At 40.7% G+C, this 17,221-nt stretch carries 22 protein-coding genes; 11 read left to right on the forward strand and 11 right to left on the reverse strand.

Annotated elements, in window-relative coordinates:
• The first annotated feature begins 14 nt into the window (after positions 1-14).
• Complete coding sequence (pepF, locus tag O2Q26_RS13185; protein WP_289216342.1) at positions 15-1,820, forward strand: oligoendopeptidase F; 1,806 nt, start codon at positions 15-17, stop codon at positions 1,818-1,820.
• Between the two features lie 216 nt (positions 1,821-2,036).
• Here pepF and O2Q26_RS19160 read toward each other — a convergent pair whose 3' ends face one another.
• The 4 genes from O2Q26_RS19160 to O2Q26_RS13200 form a co-directional block, all read right to left on the reverse strand.
• Positions 2,037-2,213 (reverse strand): hypothetical protein, encoded by a 177-nt coding sequence (locus O2Q26_RS19160; RefSeq protein WP_491624962.1) that lies wholly within the window; start codon positions 2,211-2,213, stop codon positions 2,037-2,039.
• 153 nt (positions 2,214-2,366) lie between these two features.
• Positions 2,367-3,254 (reverse strand): ClpXP adapter SpxH family protein, encoded by an 888-nt coding sequence (locus O2Q26_RS13190; protein WP_289216343.1) that lies wholly within the window; start codon positions 3,252-3,254, stop codon positions 2,367-2,369.
• Positions 3,251-3,652, reverse strand: a complete 402-nt coding sequence (locus tag O2Q26_RS13195) for a globin domain-containing protein (RefSeq protein WP_289216344.1) — start codon at positions 3,650-3,652, stop codon at positions 3,251-3,253. The genes O2Q26_RS13190 and O2Q26_RS13195 overlap by 4 nt, the downstream gene beginning before the upstream one ends.
• Positions 3,653-3,706: 54 nt before the next feature.
• Positions 3,707-4,288, reverse strand: a complete 582-nt coding sequence (locus tag O2Q26_RS13200; RefSeq protein ID WP_289216345.1) for a CYTH domain-containing protein — start codon at positions 4,286-4,288, stop codon at positions 3,707-3,709.
• A gap of 171 nt (positions 4,289-4,459) precedes the next feature.
• Between O2Q26_RS13200 and yjbM the strand changes: the two genes are divergently transcribed.
• The 3 genes from yjbM to O2Q26_RS13215 are packed head-to-tail and all read left to right on the forward strand — an operon-like array spanning position 4,460 to position 6,771.
• The gene (yjbM, locus tag O2Q26_RS13205) at positions 4,460-5,107 is read left to right on the forward strand and encodes a GTP diphosphokinase (RefSeq protein WP_289216346.1); all 648 of its coding nucleotides are present in this window, start codon (positions 4,460-4,462) and stop codon (positions 5,105-5,107) included.
• Between the two features lie 7 nt (positions 5,108-5,114).
• Positions 5,115-5,921 (forward strand): NAD kinase, encoded by an 807-nt coding sequence (locus O2Q26_RS13210; RefSeq protein ID WP_253935956.1) that lies wholly within the window; start codon positions 5,115-5,117, stop codon positions 5,919-5,921.
• Positions 5,887-6,771, forward strand: a complete 885-nt coding sequence (locus O2Q26_RS13215) for an RluA family pseudouridine synthase (protein ID WP_289216347.1) — start codon at positions 5,887-5,889, stop codon at positions 6,769-6,771. Before O2Q26_RS13210 ends, O2Q26_RS13215 begins: the two co-directional genes overlap by 35 nt.
• A gap of 314 nt (positions 6,772-7,085) precedes the next feature.
• Here the strand turns inward: O2Q26_RS13215 and prpE are convergent, their stop codons facing one another.
• Positions 7,086-7,826 carry a bis(5'-nucleosyl)-tetraphosphatase PrpE gene (gene prpE, locus O2Q26_RS13220; RefSeq protein WP_289216348.1) on the reverse strand — a complete coding sequence of 247 codons (741 nt, stop codon included), beginning with the start codon at positions 7,824-7,826 and terminating at the stop codon, positions 7,086-7,088.
• A gap of 73 nt (positions 7,827-7,899) precedes the next feature.
• Positions 7,900-9,072, reverse strand: coding sequence for an FtsW/RodA/SpoVE family cell cycle protein (locus O2Q26_RS13225; protein WP_289216349.1), 1,173 nt, complete (start codon positions 9,070-9,072; stop codon positions 7,900-7,902).
• Between the two features lie 143 nt (positions 9,073-9,215).
• Here O2Q26_RS13225 and mgtE point away from each other — a divergent pair, with 143 nt between their 5' ends.
• From mgtE to O2Q26_RS13240, 3 genes are all read left to right on the forward strand, one after another.
• Complete coding sequence (gene mgtE / locus O2Q26_RS13230; protein WP_289216350.1) at positions 9,216-10,580, forward strand: magnesium transporter; 1,365 nt, start codon at positions 9,216-9,218, stop codon at positions 10,578-10,580.
• 92 nt (positions 10,581-10,672) lie between these two features.
• Positions 10,673-11,449 carry an enoyl-ACP reductase FabI gene (fabI, locus tag O2Q26_RS13235; protein WP_253935951.1) on the forward strand — a complete coding sequence of 259 codons (777 nt, stop codon included), beginning with the start codon at positions 10,673-10,675 and terminating at the stop codon, positions 11,447-11,449.
• A gap of 182 nt (positions 11,450-11,631) precedes the next feature.
• Positions 11,632-12,138 carry a CotO family spore coat protein gene (locus O2Q26_RS13240; protein WP_289216351.1) on the forward strand — a complete coding sequence of 169 codons (507 nt, stop codon included), beginning with the start codon at positions 11,632-11,634 and terminating at the stop codon, positions 12,136-12,138.
• 44 nt (positions 12,139-12,182) lie between these two features.
• On the opposite strand, the gene O2Q26_RS13245 is transcribed toward O2Q26_RS13240, so the two are convergent.
• The gene (locus tag O2Q26_RS13245) at positions 12,183-12,635 is read right to left on the reverse strand and encodes a CotY/CotZ family spore coat protein (protein ID WP_289216352.1); all 453 of its coding nucleotides are present in this window, start codon (positions 12,633-12,635) and stop codon (positions 12,183-12,185) included.
• A 193-nt stretch (positions 12,636-12,828) separates the two neighbouring features.
• Between O2Q26_RS13245 and O2Q26_RS13250 the strand changes: the two genes are divergently transcribed.
• The 4 genes from O2Q26_RS13250 (at position 12,829) to O2Q26_RS13265 (ending at position 14,735) form a co-directional block, all read left to right on the forward strand.
• Positions 12,829-13,092, forward strand: coding sequence for a hypothetical protein (locus O2Q26_RS13250; protein WP_289216353.1), 264 nt, complete (start codon positions 12,829-12,831; stop codon positions 13,090-13,092).
• Between the two features lie 61 nt (positions 13,093-13,153).
• Positions 13,154-13,462 (forward strand): DUF1360 domain-containing protein, encoded by a 309-nt coding sequence (locus O2Q26_RS13255; RefSeq protein WP_289216354.1) that lies wholly within the window; start codon positions 13,154-13,156, stop codon positions 13,460-13,462.
• A gap of 58 nt (positions 13,463-13,520) precedes the next feature.
• On the forward strand, positions 13,521-13,817 hold the full coding sequence (locus O2Q26_RS13260) for a hypothetical protein (RefSeq protein WP_289216355.1): 297 nt from the start codon (positions 13,521-13,523) through the stop codon (positions 13,815-13,817).
• A 24-nt stretch (positions 13,818-13,841) separates the two neighbouring features.
• On the forward strand, positions 13,842-14,735 hold the full coding sequence (locus tag O2Q26_RS13265; RefSeq protein ID WP_289216356.1) for an MBL fold metallo-hydrolase: 894 nt from the start codon (positions 13,842-13,844) through the stop codon (positions 14,733-14,735).
• On the opposite strand, the gene O2Q26_RS13270 is transcribed toward O2Q26_RS13265, so the two are convergent.
• The 4 genes from O2Q26_RS13270 to O2Q26_RS13285 form a co-directional block, all read right to left on the reverse strand.
• Positions 14,717-15,403, reverse strand: a complete 687-nt coding sequence (locus O2Q26_RS13270) for a YetF domain-containing protein (protein ID WP_289216357.1) — start codon at positions 15,401-15,403, stop codon at positions 14,717-14,719. The two genes, O2Q26_RS13265 and O2Q26_RS13270, sit on opposite strands and share 19 nt — an antisense overlap.
• Positions 15,404-15,504: 101 nt before the next feature.
• A complete protein-coding gene (locus tag O2Q26_RS13275) occupies positions 15,505-15,933 on the reverse strand; it encodes a GNAT family N-acetyltransferase (RefSeq protein ID WP_289216358.1) in 429 nt (142 codons plus the stop codon).
• Between the two features lie 5 nt (positions 15,934-15,938).
• Positions 15,939-16,451: a YjcG family protein gene (locus tag O2Q26_RS13280; protein WP_289216359.1), complete on the reverse strand. Its 513-nt coding sequence runs from the start codon at positions 16,449-16,451 to the stop codon at positions 15,939-15,941.
• 15 nt (positions 16,452-16,466) lie between these two features.
• Positions 16,467-17,198: an alpha/beta hydrolase gene (locus O2Q26_RS13285; RefSeq protein WP_289216360.1), complete on the reverse strand. Its 732-nt coding sequence runs from the start codon at positions 17,196-17,198 to the stop codon at positions 16,467-16,469.
• Between the last annotated feature and the right edge of the window lie 23 nt (positions 17,199-17,221).

Genomic DNA, 17,221 nt, shown 5'->3' on the forward strand with positions numbered 1-17,221 from the left:
GGAGGACTTTTTACATGGCATCGACAAAGCAATTACCTAAAAGAGATGAAATACCAAAAGAACGAACGTGGGATTTAGAATCCATATTTGAAACAGATGAACAATGGTATAAGCAATTTGAGGATGTAAAGGATTTAGTGCCTGAGATTGAAAAGTTCAAAGGTACGCTAGGAGAGTCTGCTGGTCAATTATATAAATTATTAAAGCTGCAGGATGAAATATCAAACCAAATTGGTCTTTTGTTTACTTATGCCCACATGAGGAATGACCAGGATACCACAAATTCTTATTATCAGGAAATGAACGCAAAAGCAGAGAGCTTATATACTAAAGTTGCTTCTTCCATGAGTTTTATTACTCCTGAAATTTTAGCGCTCCCTGAGGGAACGATCGATCAGTTTTTAAGCGAGAATCCTGATTTGAAATTGTATGAACATGCGTTAAAAGAAGTGACTCGCCGCCGCGAGCATGTACTTAGTGAACAGGAAGAACGGTTGCTTGCCGGATTCTCTGAAGTGGCATCGAATCCTTCTCAAACGTTTGGTGCGTTAAATAATGCAGATTTGGCGTTTCCTTCTATTAAAAATGAAGAAGGGGAGGAGGTTGATCTTACTCATGGAAGATACGTAGGTTTCTTGAAGTCAGAAAACCGTCAAGTCAGGAAAGCAGCTTTTAAAGCTATGTACGATACATTTGGCCAATTCAAAAATACATTTGCTTCTACACTAAGCGGTAATGTGAAAAAGAATAACTACTTCGCTTCTGCAAAGAAATATGAACGAGCAAGAGAAGCTGCTCTTGACAGAAACAACATTCCGGAAGCGGTTTACGACAATTTGATTGAAGCAGTAAATGAGCGACTGCCTTTATTACATCGTTATGTGGAATTGCGTAAGAAGGTGTTAGAGCTTGATGAATTGCATATGTATGATATGTACACCCCCCTGATTCAAGATGCTGAACTTGAAGTGTCCTATGAAGAAGCTCAAGAGCTCGTAGTCAATGGCCTTGCCCCGCTAGGACAAGACTATGTGGACGTAGTTAAAGAAGGCTTTGCCAACCGCTGGATCGATGTAGAAGAAAATAAAGGGAAACGGAGTGGAGCTTATTCTTCCGGACATTACGGGACAAACCCTTTCATTCTTATGAATTGGCAGGATGACGTGAACAATCTATTCACCCTCGCTCACGAACTCGGTCATTCATTGCACAGTTACTACACTCACAAAAATCAGCCTTATCGGTATGGAAACTACTCGATTTTTGTTGCTGAAGTAGCATCGACTTGTAATGAGGCATTGTTGAACGATTATATGCTGAAGAAGACGAACGATAAAAAAGAAAAGCTATACTTGCTGAACAATTTTTTAGAAGGCTTCAGAGGCACTGTGTTCCGTCAAACGATGTTCGCTGAATTTGAGCATGAGATTCACGTGCAGGCACAAAATGGTGAAGCGCTGACAGCCGATAAATTAACAGAAATTTATTATGACCTCAATAAGAAATACTTTGGAGAAGAACTTGTCATAGATGAAGAAATAGGTCTTGAATGGGCACGTATTCCTCACTTTTATATGGGGTACTACGTCTATCAATATTCCACAGGTTACGCAGCTGCCACTACTTTAGCTGAGCAAATTTTATCTGAGGGCAAACCAGCCGTCGATCGTTATATGAGCTTTCTGGAAGCTGGAAGCAGTGACTACCCAATCGAAGTTTTAAAACAAGCAGGTGTAGATATGACTTCAAAGGACCCTGTTTACGAAGCACTGGACGTCTTTGAACAAAAGTTAAATGAAATGGAAGAATTATTGAAATAGTCTGAAGAAGTATTTGCTGACGGGAAAGTTACTGGGGAGACTTGATTACGAGGTGAATTTATTTACCGTAAGAAACGAACGGGTGGTGTTGGAAATAATTCGCTTTCCTGCGGGGGTCTCACCTTTTCCCGACCACCCCATTCAATTGGATCGATGAAAATTTCTTCCTAATAAGGAAAATATGTGATTTTAATAGAACCATAAAATTCCGGGGATTCAAGAGAACCCCCGGAATTTTTTTTGGTGAAATAGAAGTGAGAAGAAGAAATAAATCGATAGAACCAACAGAGGCGTCGTAATATAAAGAGGATATAGGCGCATGAGCGCAAAAAGATGGAAGATACCAATGATTATAAATGCAATGATATATAAGATGATGAACCATACTTTCATAACCCTGGACTCCCTTTTTGTATAGTCAATTCATAGATATTCTATTCAAAAAGGACGAGATTATGAGCGCGCAATTGATAAATTATCTATTCGGAAAATATTAAAAAACCCGTCACGGAAAGCCGATACATAGCAGCTTTCCGTGGCGGATTTTCAAATATCGGTATACTCCCAGAACGCTCCGTGCTTCACAGGAACTTCTCTGGCTTTTTGTTTAAGAACAAGCTTCTTCATTTCTTTTTTCGTTTGCTGTTCCGTCCAGTCATATACGACTGAAATTTCTTTATTGGCAACGAATCGATAGTGGCTTAAGAAGTCTTCAAGACTCGGTTTCGTTGAAGGTTTTGGGTCTTTCTGGAGCATTTCCTTCAACACTTTCACGTAAACTTCATAAGAATAAATGCCTGTGATTTTTAGTCCTGCTTCTTCTTCTGATTCATTAAAGACGACGATGGATGGAGCTGAGTCCACTTCCATTTCGCGAGTTAATTTAATATCGCATTGAAGGGCTTTCCTGGCTGATTCTGAGTGCAAGTCTTTTTCAAACTCTTTAACGTCCAGACGACTTTTTTCTGCACACTCGATCAACACCTTCTCATCGGATATATCTTTTTTTTCAAGAAAAACATATTCCTGAACTTTGCGCAGAAAGCGCATACCCGCTTTCTTTCCTTGAAGCTCCGCTGCCTTGACGGCTACAGCTGTGGCTAAGGGTGAAGAAATTGGATTCTCCAGCCAAACATCACCATCACAGCACATACCAGTCCGGGAACCAGTGTTATCCCATACTTTCTTCAGCTTTTCAGAATTTGAGGAATTACTTTGCTGAAGTGATGCCAAATTGCCACTGACAATAGGGCGAATGGTAAAGAATCGACCATATTCGATGGTAAGCTTTTTTAATATGGGTTCAAGTGACCAACATTCCGGGCAAAGTGGGTCAATGAACACATACATCTCGATAGGTCTTTTGAGTAGATCAAAAAAACCTGTCGACGTACCCTGCTGCTCATTTGAGCTTTCTAAGCTTTTCCAACTCACATCGATTCTCCTTTCTCATCCTCTGGTGTATTCATCATATGGTTGGCAGTCATCGTTAATCTGTCCAACATGGCTGTTCTATAAGGTTCTTCAATTTCAGCATCCGTAAGAGCACGGTCCATACAAAAGAGCCAAGCATCTCTGCGTGACGGAGTAATAGTAAAAGGAAGATGACGTGCTCGCAGCATCGGGTGTCCATGCTCTTGAATATATAAGGGGGGTCCCCCGAAAAATTGAGTGAGAAATTGTTTCTGTTTACGTCTCGTCTCTGTCAAATCATCTGGGAAGATCGGTATAAGGTCCGGATGCTCACTTACATATTTATAAAAATGGTCGACGAGTTCATTTAATTTTTCTTCTCCAATTGCTTCATAAATAGTGCCTGGTGTAGGTTGCATAAAATCCCTTCCTGTCTGTTTATTCATTTTAGCAACGGTCAACTCTCTCGGCAACTAATCTGATTGAGGCTTAGCATTGAAAAACCGTTTAATCTTATTATCTGTTTTTCGCTTTGGAATATGTTGTGCAGTTAATAGTTCTTCAAATACTTTTTTACCTGATTCGTAATCAGCTGCTTCAAGTTCAAGTTCATAATCATTTCGCTCAAAATAAAAGCTTTGATCCAAAACTACAGTTGTTCCTTTGTAATCTTTTTCCTTGCGTCTTGTCATAAGAGAACCCATATACCGTAGTTCCGCTATGTCAATGCCTGCCTCTTGTAGTTGGTTTTGCACATAAGTTGTGGATGTCGGACGGTTGAGCATCCATTGGTTTACCTCATCCTCTGTAAGGTTATCGTGTGTTTCAAGTAAACCTTCCTCATGGGGTTGTTTCAATGTCAGGGTCCATTGATCTTTTTTTCTCCTAATACGTAAAGCGGACCCTTGTTGTCTTAATTTGAAGTCTTCAGTTTCAAAGTAATAGTTGGTCTGTTCAATAAGTTCCTCAGAATCGAAAGATAAATGCTCATACAACTTAACAAACTCTTCTTCAGTCAATATGTTTTTAAATTCGATTTCAATTTCTTGGGTCATTTGTCCTTCACCTCTATTATCAATTATGATTTATTTAGGTCTTAAATTGCAAAGATTAACCATTAAAGAGAGTTATTTTCTATTGGGAACTGGGAAATATGATACAATGATTATAAAAGTTGAGTTCTTAAAAGCTATGGAAAAGGTTACATAAAGGTGGTGCTCGGAAGCATGGATTGGGATATATTTATGGCACCCTACGCTCAAGTGGTGGATGAATTAAAGGTGAAATTAAAAGGCATGAGACAGCAGTTCGAATATGAGCGTGATCAATCGCCTATTGAATTTGTAACAGGGCGCGTTAAACCGAAATCGAGTATAATTGAGAAAGCGATGCGAAAAGGGGTTAATTTACAAGAAATCGAAAGAGAACTCCAGGATATAGCAGGCATTCGTGTTGTCTGTCAATTTGTTGACGATATTTATGAAGTCGTGGACATGCTGAAGAATCGACATGATTTTGATATTGTTGAGCAGAAGGATTATATTACTGAAAAGAAAGACAGCGGTTACCGCTCTTTCCATGTGATTATCAGTTATCCTGTGGAAACAATCCACGGCGAGAAATTAGTCCAGGCTGAGATTCAGATTCGCACACTAGCGATGAATTTTTGGGCGACGAACGAACACTCTTTAAATTATAAATACGCCGGCCAAATGCCTGCTGAAGTTCGATCAAGATTAAAAAGAGCGGCAGAGGCTGCCTTTCAGCTGGATGAAGAGATGTCGAAAATTAAAAATGAAATTCAGGAAGCACAAAAAGTCTTCAATCGTAAAGAAGAACAAGATAAGAAGACTAACAAACGAGAAAGGAGATGAAGTTGATATGAAGTTCTCGATCCTCTCTAAAGGCGATAAAAAATCAAACGAAATTCGCTCCAAGATAAAAAACTACTTGACCGAATTCAAACTAGAGTATAACGAAGAAGAGCCTGACTTAGCTATTTCTGTAGGCGGAGATGGCACACTTCTCGAAGCTTTTCATACGTATGTCCACCGTCTTGATAAGACAGCTTTTATTGGTGTACATACAGGGCATTTAGGATTCTATGCAGACTGGACGCCTGATGAATTAGAAAAGCTGATCATAGAAATTGCTCGAACCCCTTATCAAGTTGTGGAATATCCTCTACTAGAGGTGACGATCCGCCCTAAAGACGGAGGTGGAGAAGATAGATACTTAGCGCTGAATGAATGCGCAATAAAAACATCAGAGGGTTCGGTGGTTCTTGACATTGAAATTAAAGGCGACCATTTTGAAACGTTCAGAGGAGACGGCCTTTGTGTATCTACTCCATCAGGAAGCACAGCTTACAATAAAGCGTTAGGAGGAGCTATTTTACACCCTTCTCTCGAAGCTATTCAAATCGCAGAAATGGCTTCAATCAATAACCGGGTCTTCCGTACAATAGGTTCTCCGCTCATTTTGCCTGGTCACCATACATGTCTGTTGAAACCTTTGAACGATAAAAGTTTCTTATTCACAATTGATCATATCACTCGAACTTATAAAGACGTAAAGTCGATTCAGTGCCGCGTTGCTAAAGAACGGGTAAGGTTTGCGCGTTTCCGTCCTTTCCCATTTTGGAAACGAGTCCATGATTCCTTTGTATCCGATGAGTACTCTAACTAAAGTTTTCCGTGTCCATAAAGAAGGTGTCTTACGTGAATTTATGCGTTCCGATTTGAAATTCTCCAGACAGTTATTAAAAAAAGTCAAAACGGCCGGAAAATTATTTGTAAATGGTGGAAAAGCTGACTTGAACTATCCGGTCAAGCGGGGTGATCTTCTCAAAGTCGTTTTTCCGAAGGAGGAGAGGGGCCTTCGTATGACTGGTGAGCAGGTCCCTCTATCTATCATATATGAAGATGAAGACATTCTCGTTTTGAACAAACCACCTGGAATTGCGGTGTCCCCGGGAAGGGATCATTCCTCGGGCACACTAGCTCAAGGTATACTCTACTACTACGATGAGCATGATATACCTTTCACCGTCCACATTGTTACCAGGTTGGACCGGGACACTTCAGGGTTGATTCTTGTGGCGAAGCATTCGTATAGCCATTCAGTGTTGACAGCGCAAGGAATCATGGTGGATAGGAAATATACAGCTTTAGTAGAGGGTAGGAACCTGGAGAATGAAGGCACGATCGATAAACCAATCAGGCGGAATTCCTCATCAATCATCCAACGTGAAGTTCATGAAGAAGGGAAAAAAGCTATAACAGAATTCCGGGTGCTTGATAAGGCCTCTTCGAGCAGTAAAATTCAATGTAAAATTCTTACAGGTCGTACCCATCAAATACGGGTACACATGGCGTCTTTAAATTCTCCGATACTTGGTGACTCTCTGTATGGAAGTGCGTTTAAAGGATTGAAAGGGCAAGCCTTGCATTGCCATGAGCTTGCTGTGGTCCACCCCTGGACCGGTAAATGTATGAAATTTACGTGCAGTCATCCAAAAGAGTGGGATTATATTTAAAAGCAGACTCCCGATCATAAAGGAGTCTGTTTTTTTTAACGTAATTAATTGGGAGAATAACAAAAACATCTAGAGCGATGCTTCATATAAAGAACAATTGCTTTCCAGTGAGAACCGGTTCAGGGCTTTTGTATGTGAGGATGGTGACTTTAGGCTATTATTAAGAATGCTTTTATTCAATCGATTTTGAGAAGCAAATCTATAGTGTGGGGGCCTGCTAACCATTCCCTGACGCCCCGATCCACTCAAGAAATGTCTCTGAATCAATATTTTACTATGAAAAATCAATAATGACGTTTAACATATCTTTATGATTAAGAGTAGTAGTTGAACTTTTCTTCTACTAAAGGCATAGAAGATGGGACGCTCACCGTTTTTTCTTCGGGCAGGCGGAAGGCAGTCAGCTTATTCCCAAATACACATCCGGTGTCTATATTGACTGTTTTATTTACGTATCTCGGCTCATAGACAGGGGTATGACCGTAAACAACCCAGCGGCTGCCACTATAGCTTTGGGCCCAGTCTCTTCTTTCCGGACGCCCATCCGGCAGCTTGGCCCCAGTTATATCACCGTATAGAACAAATGTCTTCACTTGTTTATTGTTACGTCCGATATCCTCTTCCCGGATACCTGCATGAGCAATGACAGCATTGACATCAGGGACTTCCAGATAAAGCGAAGAGGTCTCAACGAGCTCGAGAAATTCTGATTTGACTTCCTTTTGTTCGTCTTTTGGCAATGCATAATACTCAGCTGACGTGGTTTCCAGACCGTGTTTTTCCTGGACAGGGTTTCCTTTGAAAAATCGATTTAGCTTGTCGCAGTGGTTGCCAGGAATATATTTCGCCATTTTTTCTTTTACGACTAGCTGATAAACTAATCGGATCGTATCAATAGAGGAGGGACCTCTATCGGTTATATCTCCTAAAAATATAGGGGTACGTCCTTCAGGGTGAATAGGAAGACCATTTTCCCACTCATAGCCTAGCTTTGAGAAGAGCAACTTAAGTTCCTTAAGACATCCATGTACATCACCAATCACATCAATTTTCAAGTGAATAACCTCCTATTTCTTCCATTAAAAAAGGCAGAGAAACTTCTGTAAGCTTCCCCACCTTTGTTTGAATTTATTCAAACATGTACGTTTGTGTCCTGGATTTTACATTCAATACTATTCCGATGGCAAGCAAATAAGCTAATGTCGAACTCCCTCCATAACTCAAGAATGGCAAGGGAATACCGGTGATAGGAAGAAGTTGAACAGACATCCCGATATTCTGAAATACCTGGAACGTAATCATTCCAATAATCCCTACAATCAAATAACTTCCAAATGAATCATTACTCTCAAGGGCGATGTGAATCATACGGTAAATCAATAGGAAAAAGAGTGTAACAATTATGCTCGATCCAATAAAACCGAACTGCTCTGATACAGCTGTAAAGATCATGTCCGTGTGACGCTCCTGAACATAGATTTCAAAGTTTCCTAACCCTTTTCCGTAGAGTTGTCCAGAACCTATGGCTGTAATAGCTTTAATCAGCTGTAAGCCAGCATCTAACTCATATTTTTCAGGTTGCAGCCAGCCATAAAAGCGAGAGTCAACGTGAGCAAATACGGATTCTTCCAAAAAAGTAGTGACGGACGTGAGGTTAATCACAAACATCATGACGATGCTGGCAGTTACTAAAAGAAACCCTCCAAGCAAAGATAGAAGAATTCTCCACTTTATTCCCGAAATTAATATCATAAATGCCGTGATGGCCACCAAAACCAAAAAGGAGCCAAGGTCTGGCTGTATGGCTATGAAAAGCATTGGTGGAAGCGCTAAACCTAATTGCTTCCCTAATAAAAGCAGGTCGGATTTAGTGGTTTTTAAGCGGTGATTTTCGTGATGTTTTACTATGACATGCGCGAGGGCAATGACAAGAAATACTTTAATAAATTCGGCGGGCTGCAGTGTTACATTTCCTGGAAGACGAAACCAGCTAGTTGCACCTCCGGATGTATGTACCAGTTGTGGAGGAAAGTTGAAAAATAACATTAATAACATGATGATTCCTAAACCGTAAAGGAACCAAACGACCTGATGGAGCCTATCATAATCAATGAGCATTGCAGATGCCGCTCCGATAAAGCCGAAAGAATACCAAAAAATTTGTTTGAAGTATGAACCCTGGTCTCCTGCACCAAGGACGGGATTTAATGTGTATAATGTGAAACAGCTGATAATACCAAAAGATAAGATAATAAAAATGATTGTATAGTCTATCGGTGAGGAGTTCGAATTTTCGTTCATGTAAGGTCCCTTTCTATTTGAGCAAACTTAAAAATTACCTTAGTATTGTAAGTGTACAGCATTCGGGGTTATTTTTTAAGTATGATCCAAATTTTTCCGAAATACCACTACATTAACTAAAATACAGGATTGGAGGGATAAGTATGGACCATCTAGAGTATGAGGAACGTATGAATCAATGGGCAATGATAAAGGATGCTTTATTCAATGAACAGATTGATCAGTTTAGAGCAGAGTTTCTTGATATGCATCCCTACGATCAAGCTAAAATTTTTGAAGCGGTAGAAGATGAGGTCCGACTGCAAATCTATACTTATTTGTCTCCTGAAGAAGTAGCCGATGTCATGGAGCACATCGACTATGATGAGATTGAACCCTTCTTTACAGAAATGGATCCTCGCTTTGCTGCCCAGGTGTTTGCTGAAATGTCTACTGATGACGCGGTTGATATTCTTAATGAGCTCGACAAAAATAAAGTGGCCAGTTTCCTTACGATTATGGATAACGATTCTGCTGATGAAATAAAAGATCTTCTTCACTATGAAGAGAAAACAGCCGGATCGATCATGACGACAGAGTTTGTAGTAGTCAAAGCGAGCATGACTATTAAAGAAGCGATGGGGCATTTGAGGAAAGAAGCGCCAGATGCAGAAACGATTTATTATACCTATGTAATTGATGAAGAAAAACAGCTGGTCGGTGTTATCTCTTTACGTGATCTTATCATTTCCGAAGAAGACTGGATGATATCGGATGTCATGAGCGAGCGCGTCGTATCCGTGTCTGTCGGTGAAGACCAGGAAGAGATTGCCCGGATGATGCGTGACTACGATTTCCTCGCTTTGCCGGTCGTTGACTTCCAGCAGCACCTTTTAGGGATTATTACCGTGGATGATATCATGGATGTTATGGAAGAAGAAGCGAGCGATGACTATTCGAAATTAGCTGCCATTTCAGATGTGGATAGTCCTGACGATCATGCTTTTACCTCAGCTAAAAAAAGGCTGCCGTGGTTAATTATTCTTCTTTTCCTCGGAAGTTTTACAGCTAGCCTGATCGGAAGATTTGAAGCAACACTTGACCAAGTGGCTGTTTTAGCGATCTTCATTCCACTAATTGCCGGCATGGCCGGGAATACAGGGACACAGGCACTAGCAGTTGCTGTACGCGGAATTGCTACTGGGGAAATTTATAAACAAGGAAAAATGAAAATGGTATTCCGAGAAGCAGGTACAGGTTTGATTACAGGAGTAAGCTGTGGTGCCCTTATAACGCTTATCGTTTATTTTTGGCAAGGAAATATTTATTTAGGTTTGTTGGTGGGATTATCCATCATGGCTGCTTTAGTTGTTGCCACGTTAGCCGGTTCTCTTGTTCCATTGGTGATGCATCGTTTCAATATAGACCCGGCGGTGGCTTCTGGACCTTTTATTACAACGATTAATGATATTATTTCTATTTTGATTTATTTTGGTATGGCTACCGCGTTTATGGGGCTGCTTATATAAGAATTGTAATTTATCTGTGGATATAATAAGATAAGAGCAGGTACTAATAACAAATCATAATACTTATGAAATTACCTCAAGGAGGATTATTTATGAATTTTTCACTAGAAGGTCGCACGTATGTCGTTATGGGTGTGGCGAACAAACGGAGCATCGCCTGGGGTATAGCCCAATCTCTTAACAAAGCAGGAGCCCGTCTTATTTTCACTTATGCTTCCGAGCGTTTTGAAAAATCAGTTCGTGACCTGGCCGACACGTTAGAAGGTCCTGAGTCCTTGTTTTACGAGTGTGACGTAACGAACGATGAAGCGATCATTCAAACATTCGACCACATTCAAAAAGATGTCGGGGTCATTCATGGCCTTGCTCACTGTATTGCATTCGCCAACCGTGATGAGCTTAAAGGTGAATACTTAAATACAAGCCGTGACGGATTCTTGACGGCTCACAACATCAGTTCATATTCTCTGACAGCTGTCGCACGTGCGGCTCAACCGATCATGTCTGAAGGTGGCGGAATCGTCACTCTTACTTACCTGGGTGGTGAAAAAGTAGTCGAGAATTACAATGTGATGGGCGTAGCGAAAGCAAGCCTTGATGCAAGCGTACGCTACTTGGCCAACGATCTTGGTAAACACGCGATACGAGTGAACGCAATTTCTGCAGGTCCACTTCGTACCCTGTCTGCAAAAGGAGTAGGTGATTTCAACAAAATCCATCAAGTGATCGAAGAGAAAGCACCGCTTCGTCGTCCGATCACTCAAGACGAGGTAGGAGATACAGCTTACTTCTTGATGAGCGACCTTTCCCGCGGAGTAACCGGAGAAATCATTCACGTAGACGCCGGATTCAGCACAGTAGCATACTAATCTTAAAAATAAGAAGACGCTCTGATTCCTATCAGGGCGTTTTTTTTGTGGAAAATACTCCAATTATATTTGAGTTCAGCTATGACCCACAGCATCGGTAATTTCCAGTGAAGAAATTGAAAAATGGGCACATGAAAAAAATCACCCGCATATACATAAGATGATGATATTAAAAAGGAGAGATGAACGTGGCGAATAAAAAACAAACCGCAAAACCACCGCTGCTTTATATTACACAGCCCAATATGCCTCCTGCTGAGGTCTCAATGCAAACAAGCTTCCGGGCAGCTCCTGCACCTGTGCCTAAAAAAAACACCTCTCAATTGGAAAAAGAACTCAGACTTCGCAATCAACAGAAACTGAAGGAAGATGAACCAAAAGCTGAAGAGAGGGAAGATGTAGCTGAAGAACCTAATATAGAGGAGGAAACAGAATCAACTAGGCTCTCCAGACGGGATCGTCGGCAGCGGTTCCGAGATATGAGCCTTGAAGAAAAAGTGAACTATTTTGTCCGCCTTCCCAGTCAGCTTCCAAAGATGAAATGCGAAGTGACAACTACAGATCATGCTTTTAAAGGATATATTCAAAAATTCGAAGAAAATATTGTCCTTATGAAAACATTCCAGAAGCCTTACGAAGAGAAGATACCTTTCGAAGATATTCAATCGATTCGATTACTCGGTTTTTAAACATAGAAAAAACCGCGCCAACTTCAGCGCGGTTTTTTGAACACTTAAGAAAGTGCAGTAATTGCCGGTAAACAAGTTACATGGCAGAAGCAGTCAAGGTCTACTGAGATACAGATGCCAGTAGCTTTAAGGTACTTAGTAAATTGTTTAACCGGAGAATCTGGATCCTCATCGTTATCATGAGGATCGCGAAGCAGTTCAATTGTTGCACAGCAATCTTTGTCTACGTCTTTGACACGGAAGTAGTAACTTCCTTTGATGTCTTCAATAGAATCACGACGAGCTCCAAAACCTTTAAATGGTTTGCAGTTCCCTTTGCAATAAAGCAATACAGGCACCGTGTCACGTCCTGAGCCTCCAGTGTCTCCAAGTAAATCTCCGATTGATTGTTCACAGCTCGTGTTGCAATCAGAAAGTACATCATTCTGCGCAGCAACAATTTCTTTTAAAATATCACAAACACAATTTCCAGAATCATGATGTTTGCCACAGCTCATTTTTCGTTTGCCCCTCTCAATACGTATTGACGTAATGTCTTTAATAGAATATGTATTCGCAGTCATAGGGTGTGGGCATTTGTCTTGTTTTATTAAATTCAAACGGATTAACGAATGGCTGGGCGTATGACTACACCGAATAGACGAAAAATCCATAAAGTAACAATGACTTATTAATAAGGAGATGAATGGAATGTCCGAGAAGAAAAAAGAGAAAAATGTAATCTATGTCAAAGACCTTATCATAAAGGCGGATAATGTCTTCATTGATTCTGATGATAAAGATCGCAAACATCATCATAGGGACGACAAAGACGACCATCGTAAAGGGCAAGATCGGTTCGATCCGTTCTTTGGACGTAAATCTTATGATGACGAATCCAGCAATTCTCGCCATAAAAAAGGGAAACATGACGATGAATCGAGCAGCTCTCGAGGTGGATTTTCCTGGATTTAATAATTAGGTCACTACAAAGTAGTGGCCTTTTTTATCGAAGAAAAAAAGAAGGGAAACTTCAATGATAAGCTGGATGGAATTATTCTTGATGGCATTTGCTTGTTTTAGACTTACTCGTTTAATAGTACAGGACGTCATATTCGAACCTTTTCGAGTGAAATTCTTTCATGTAGTGAATAAAGAAGGGGAGGAATGGCTTGAACCTAAAGGAGTTTTCGGGGAACTATTAAGCTGCCAGTGGTGTGTAGGTATGTGGATGAGTTTATTTGTCTCCTTTCTTTATTTTTATGTACCTTATAGCTACTTTTTTATACTTGTAATGGCTTTAGCAGGTATTCAATCACTATTATATACCTGGACTGATCGCTGATATGGGAATAATTAATTGAGAAAGAGGGTATGCAATAACAAAGAGGAGGAGATAGAAGATGGGCTATATTCTTCCAGTGACCCACTACCAGTACCAAGACTATCAACAGCGAGTAATTCCTGATCAACGAAATCCTTTTGCTTTGGATCGAGTTTTTAAGGTTACCCTGGATCATAAATTGAAAGAATATTATAAACCTAGGGAACAGGATCGACGTGATTCTCAATATCTTCGCGGCAAATTGCATGCCCCACAAACGATTCATTATAAAAAGAATGAAAAAACAACGGAAATGCATCAACAAGTGTATTCAGCAGTGACTGGCAAAGGCCGGCGTTTCAGTGAAACGATTTAGAATTTAACTTTAGGAGTAGTATTTATGTCACTTATACAGATCAATTCACATTGCTATTATTACAATAGTACTGTCAACATAGGCTATATAACGGATGGTACTACAGGTTTACTTATCGATACAGGAATAGACACTTCTTCCGTGAAAAAGGTGGAGAGGGAGCTGCATAGACAGCAGCTTCCTCTAACCCATCTTTTTATTACTCATGCACATGCAGATCATTATGGAGGGGCCGCCTATCTCCAAAAGAATTACAACATCCATACGATTGCGCCCGAATTTGAAGCTGCCATTCTGCAGAATCCAAAACTTGAACCTCTTTATTTATTTGCGGGGAATGACCCCCTTCCAGAGTTGCAAAACAAATTTTTGCAGGGGGCTGCCATGCAAGTAGACACTGAAGTCCAACAGGGTGAATTGAAAGCAGGTACGTTACGACTCAGAGCGATAGCTGCCCCGGGTCACAGCTATCACCAGCTTTGCATACTTGCTTATGATATTTTATTTGCAGCGGATGCTTATTTCAGTTCAGATCAGCTGAGCAAGCATAAGATTCCATACATAACAGATGCCGAGGCTGCGATCCAAAGCTTGAAAATGTTACAAGATATAGATTGCAAAGGAGCTCTCCCTGGTCATGGAGTATACGAGGAAGATTTTCAGGCAACTGTCCAGGACAATATAGATTACCATGAAAAATTACTGGTTTGGCTGGACCGTTATATTGATCAACCGGTCACGCATGAAAGTATTGTAGCTTCTATGTGTGAAGCCTATAAAGTCAATGCTCCCCATCTTTCTCAGTGGTTGTTATACAGAACGGCTGTTTCTGCTTATCTGGTCGGACTAATTAAACGTAAAAAAATCACCCATCAAGTGAGTGATTTTAAGTGGACCTTCTATCCAGCCGGCTCATAACCCATGACGAAGAGCTGCTCTCCCGGTGTATATTCTGCAATGAGAACATCCTGAACTCTTTGATAATTTTGCGTATGAAGCTCGGCTTCCAGCCATCTCTTATCATATCCAAGCTCCTTAAGATTGTCCCACAACACCTCTCCGTCACTTACGAGCATACGTGGGAGGGATGACCTTTGAGGAGGGAGGTTCATGTCTTCCCGTGTCACAGTTTCCGCTTGAGATTTTTTCATGACAGAAATAGTGCCATCCGTTTCCAGCACCGCAAAATGAACATCCTGTATAGAGAAAACATCTTTTGAACGGAGCAGGTGCTGTAGCTGATTAATGTCTAATTTGTTGCTTTTTAATTCTTCTCGCTGGATTCGTCCCTGATCGATAATGATAGATGGCTTACCCTCCAGAAACTTGCGGGTTCCTTTAAGCTTTTCTGTGATGATTTCCGTTACATAGATGAGGATGCCCCAGAGAAAGACGGCAAAACCAATCTGAGCGATGCCGACTTCTTTGTCATATAATGCATTACCGACCAACTCTCCTAAAACGAGTGCCGCAATAAAATCAAAGGCAGTAATTTGTGTGATTTGAGTTTTTCCTAAAACCTTCGTAAGAATGAATAAGGCCCCAAAACCGAACAGCGACTCCACTGCAATTCGTAAGTATTCCATAAAATCCCCTTCCCCAAAAAACATCGTCTCTCAGCATTGTAGACGTGAAAGGAGAATTTTATACAAAAAACACCTGCTCATAAATAAGCAGGTGTTCATACTCATAATAACTTTATCATAGTTACATGAGGGATGCCGGCATCCATGAATTCAGCAGAGACTGCTTCGTAACCTAAACTTTGATAAAAACCCTCAGCATGAGTTTGAGCATTCAGTTTAGCTTTTGGAAAGCCTGCCTCTTTTGTCACTTGTTCCATATACTGGATGAGTTGTTTACCCAGAGACAGTCCACGGTGAGATTTTGCCACGCAAATTCTCTCAAACTTACCGTAATCTTCTACAAAGCGAAGTCTTGCTGCTAACAATGGTTCATTCTCCACGTAGCCAATGATATGAGTGGCTGTCTCATCATGTTCATCGTGTTCATCTTCTATAGATACTTGCTGTTCATCAACAAAAACGATTTCCCGAACAGTAAATGCATCCTTCTTCTCTAAATCATTAGCTGCGATCCGAATATCAACATGCATTTCAGTTATTCTCCAAGCCGGAACGTCTCATACACGCTCCATGCTCCGTTCTCTAGTTGGTAAAGAAGCTGAAAGCGATCAACTTTGTCTTCCAGATCGAACTTCAGCATACTGAGTGTGCCGTACACATCTGAGTACTCTTCATCCGAAAGCTTCTGGGCAATCGTAATGTGCGGAACAAAAGAGTATTCCTTGTTATCAGGCAATATTCCTTCGTGCAGTTTTTCATTTAAAGTGAATATTTCATCTGTACGTTCAACCTTCAAGTAAATCGTATTCGTTACAGGAGTGAAAGAACTGACTTTGTGAATATTAATTTTAAATGGTGACGTTCCACTGGAGATTTTTTTTAACTCAGGGATGATTTCATTCTCAATCTGATTTTCTTCAGCTTCAAACGGTTCCTTCAGAGTGATGTGCGGTGGAATTAGAGCGTAATGCGGATCATAACGTTTCCTATAAGAGTTAGCTTCATCCTGTACTTTTTTTGATGGGAATACTGCAATTCCGTATCTCATTTTTCCATGACCTCCTTAATCTTCTTTACCGAATATGGTCACCAGTGCACGTTTGAAATCCTTTTGCCAGGATCCCCACGTGTGGTCGCCCTCCAGCTCATAAAAAACATAGGACAGCGACTGTTTATCTAAGTAATCACGTAATTCCAAGTTCGGGGTCAAAAAGTCTTTACGATCCCCATTAGTAGTCTTAACATCAGTTTCTTCATTTCCTATTGTATGATAAACAGTCAGAGATGAGAAATCTTTGATCGACTGGATATATTCCATGACATGCGCATCCACATAAGGGCTCTGCATGATCACATTGCCAAAGATGTTCGGGAATCTTGCAGCGGTCATCAAGGCTAACGTTCCTGCAAGGGAGTCACCAGCCAGCGTCCGTCCTCTCCCCATGCTGAAGCCCGGTAATTCTTCATCTAAGAAAGGGACCACCTCTCGAATAAGAAAATTGATGTAATCACCCTGCTTTTTACCATCCGGATGATATTTATCCTGACGATCATACCGATCATTGTAATGAATGCCGATGAATATCGTATTCTCTATGTCGTGATCGGAGTGGAGTTCATCACTTAAAGTCGCAGCTCGCCCCATTTGATAATAATCGTTCCCATCCTGCATGATACAAAAATGGTATTTATAAAGGGGTGAGAAATTTTCGGGTGTGTACACCTTCAACTGCATATCTTCGTCTAAGTATTTACTTGAAATTGTATAGTCTTTCATCTGACCTTTTCTACCCATTAGGCCGCCTCCTAACAACAAAA

This window comes from Halobacillus campisalis, from assembly GCF_030345335.1.
Lineage (GTDB): Bacteria > Bacillota > Bacilli > Bacillales > Halobacillaceae > Halobacillus_A > Halobacillus_A campisalis.

Bases quoted from the DNA above. Each gene is read 5' to 3' on its own strand.
- O2Q26_RS13250 (WP_289216353.1), top strand. From the start codon at position 12,829: ATGTCCGAGAAGAAAAAAGAGAAAAATGTAATCTATGTCAAAGACCTT.
- O2Q26_RS13240 (WP_289216351.1), top strand. From the start codon at position 11,632: ATGAACGTGGCGAATAAAAAACAAACCGCAAAACCACCGCTGCTTTAT.
- O2Q26_RS13265 (WP_289216356.1), top strand. From the start codon at position 13,842: ATGTCACTTATACAGATCAATTCACATTGCTATTATTACAATAGTACT.
- pepF (WP_289216342.1), top strand. From the start codon at position 15: ATGGCATCGACAAAGCAATTACCTAAAAGAGATGAAATACCAAAAGAA.
- O2Q26_RS13285 (WP_289216360.1), bottom strand. From the start codon at position 17,198: ATGGGTAGAAAAGGTCAGATGAAAGACTATACAATTTCAAGTAAATAC.
- O2Q26_RS13225 (WP_289216349.1), bottom strand. From the start codon at position 9,072: ATGAACGAAAATTCGAACTCCTCACCGATAGACTATACAATCATTTTT.
- fabI (WP_253935951.1), top strand. From the start codon at position 10,673: ATGAATTTTTCACTAGAAGGTCGCACGTATGTCGTTATGGGTGTGGCG.
- O2Q26_RS13215 (WP_289216347.1), top strand. From the start codon at position 5,887: ATGATTCCTTTGTATCCGATGAGTACTCTAACTAAAGTTTTCCGTGTC.
- O2Q26_RS13245 (WP_289216352.1), bottom strand. From the start codon at position 12,635: ATGAGCTGTGGCAAACATCATGATTCTGGAAATTGTGTTTGTGATATT.
- O2Q26_RS13260 (WP_289216355.1), top strand. From the start codon at position 13,521: ATGGGCTATATTCTTCCAGTGACCCACTACCAGTACCAAGACTATCAA.
- O2Q26_RS19160 (WP_491624962.1), bottom strand. From the start codon at position 2,213: ATGAAAGTATGGTTCATCATCTTATATATCATTGCATTTATAATCATT.
- yjbM (WP_289216346.1), top strand. From the start codon at position 4,460: ATGGATTGGGATATATTTATGGCACCCTACGCTCAAGTGGTGGATGAA.
- O2Q26_RS13280 (WP_289216359.1), bottom strand. From the start codon at position 16,451: ATGAGATACGGAATTGCAGTATTCCCATCAAAAAAAGTACAGGATGAA.
- O2Q26_RS13275 (WP_289216358.1), bottom strand. From the start codon at position 15,933: ATGCATGTTGATATTCGGATCGCAGCTAATGATTTAGAGAAGAAGGAT.
- O2Q26_RS13255 (WP_289216354.1), top strand. From the start codon at position 13,154: ATGATAAGCTGGATGGAATTATTCTTGATGGCATTTGCTTGTTTTAGA.
- O2Q26_RS13270 (WP_289216357.1), bottom strand. From the start codon at position 15,403: ATGGAATACTTACGAATTGCAGTGGAGTCGCTGTTCGGTTTTGGGGCC.
- O2Q26_RS13200 (WP_289216345.1), bottom strand. From the start codon at position 4,288: ATGACCCAAGAAATTGAAATCGAATTTAAAAACATATTGACTGAAGAA.
- mgtE (WP_289216350.1), top strand. From the start codon at position 9,216: ATGGACCATCTAGAGTATGAGGAACGTATGAATCAATGGGCAATGATA.
- O2Q26_RS13210 (WP_253935956.1), top strand. From the start codon at position 5,115: ATGAAGTTCTCGATCCTCTCTAAAGGCGATAAAAAATCAAACGAAATT.
- O2Q26_RS13195 (WP_289216344.1), bottom strand. From the start codon at position 3,652: ATGCAACCTACACCAGGCACTATTTATGAAGCAATTGGAGAAGAAAAA.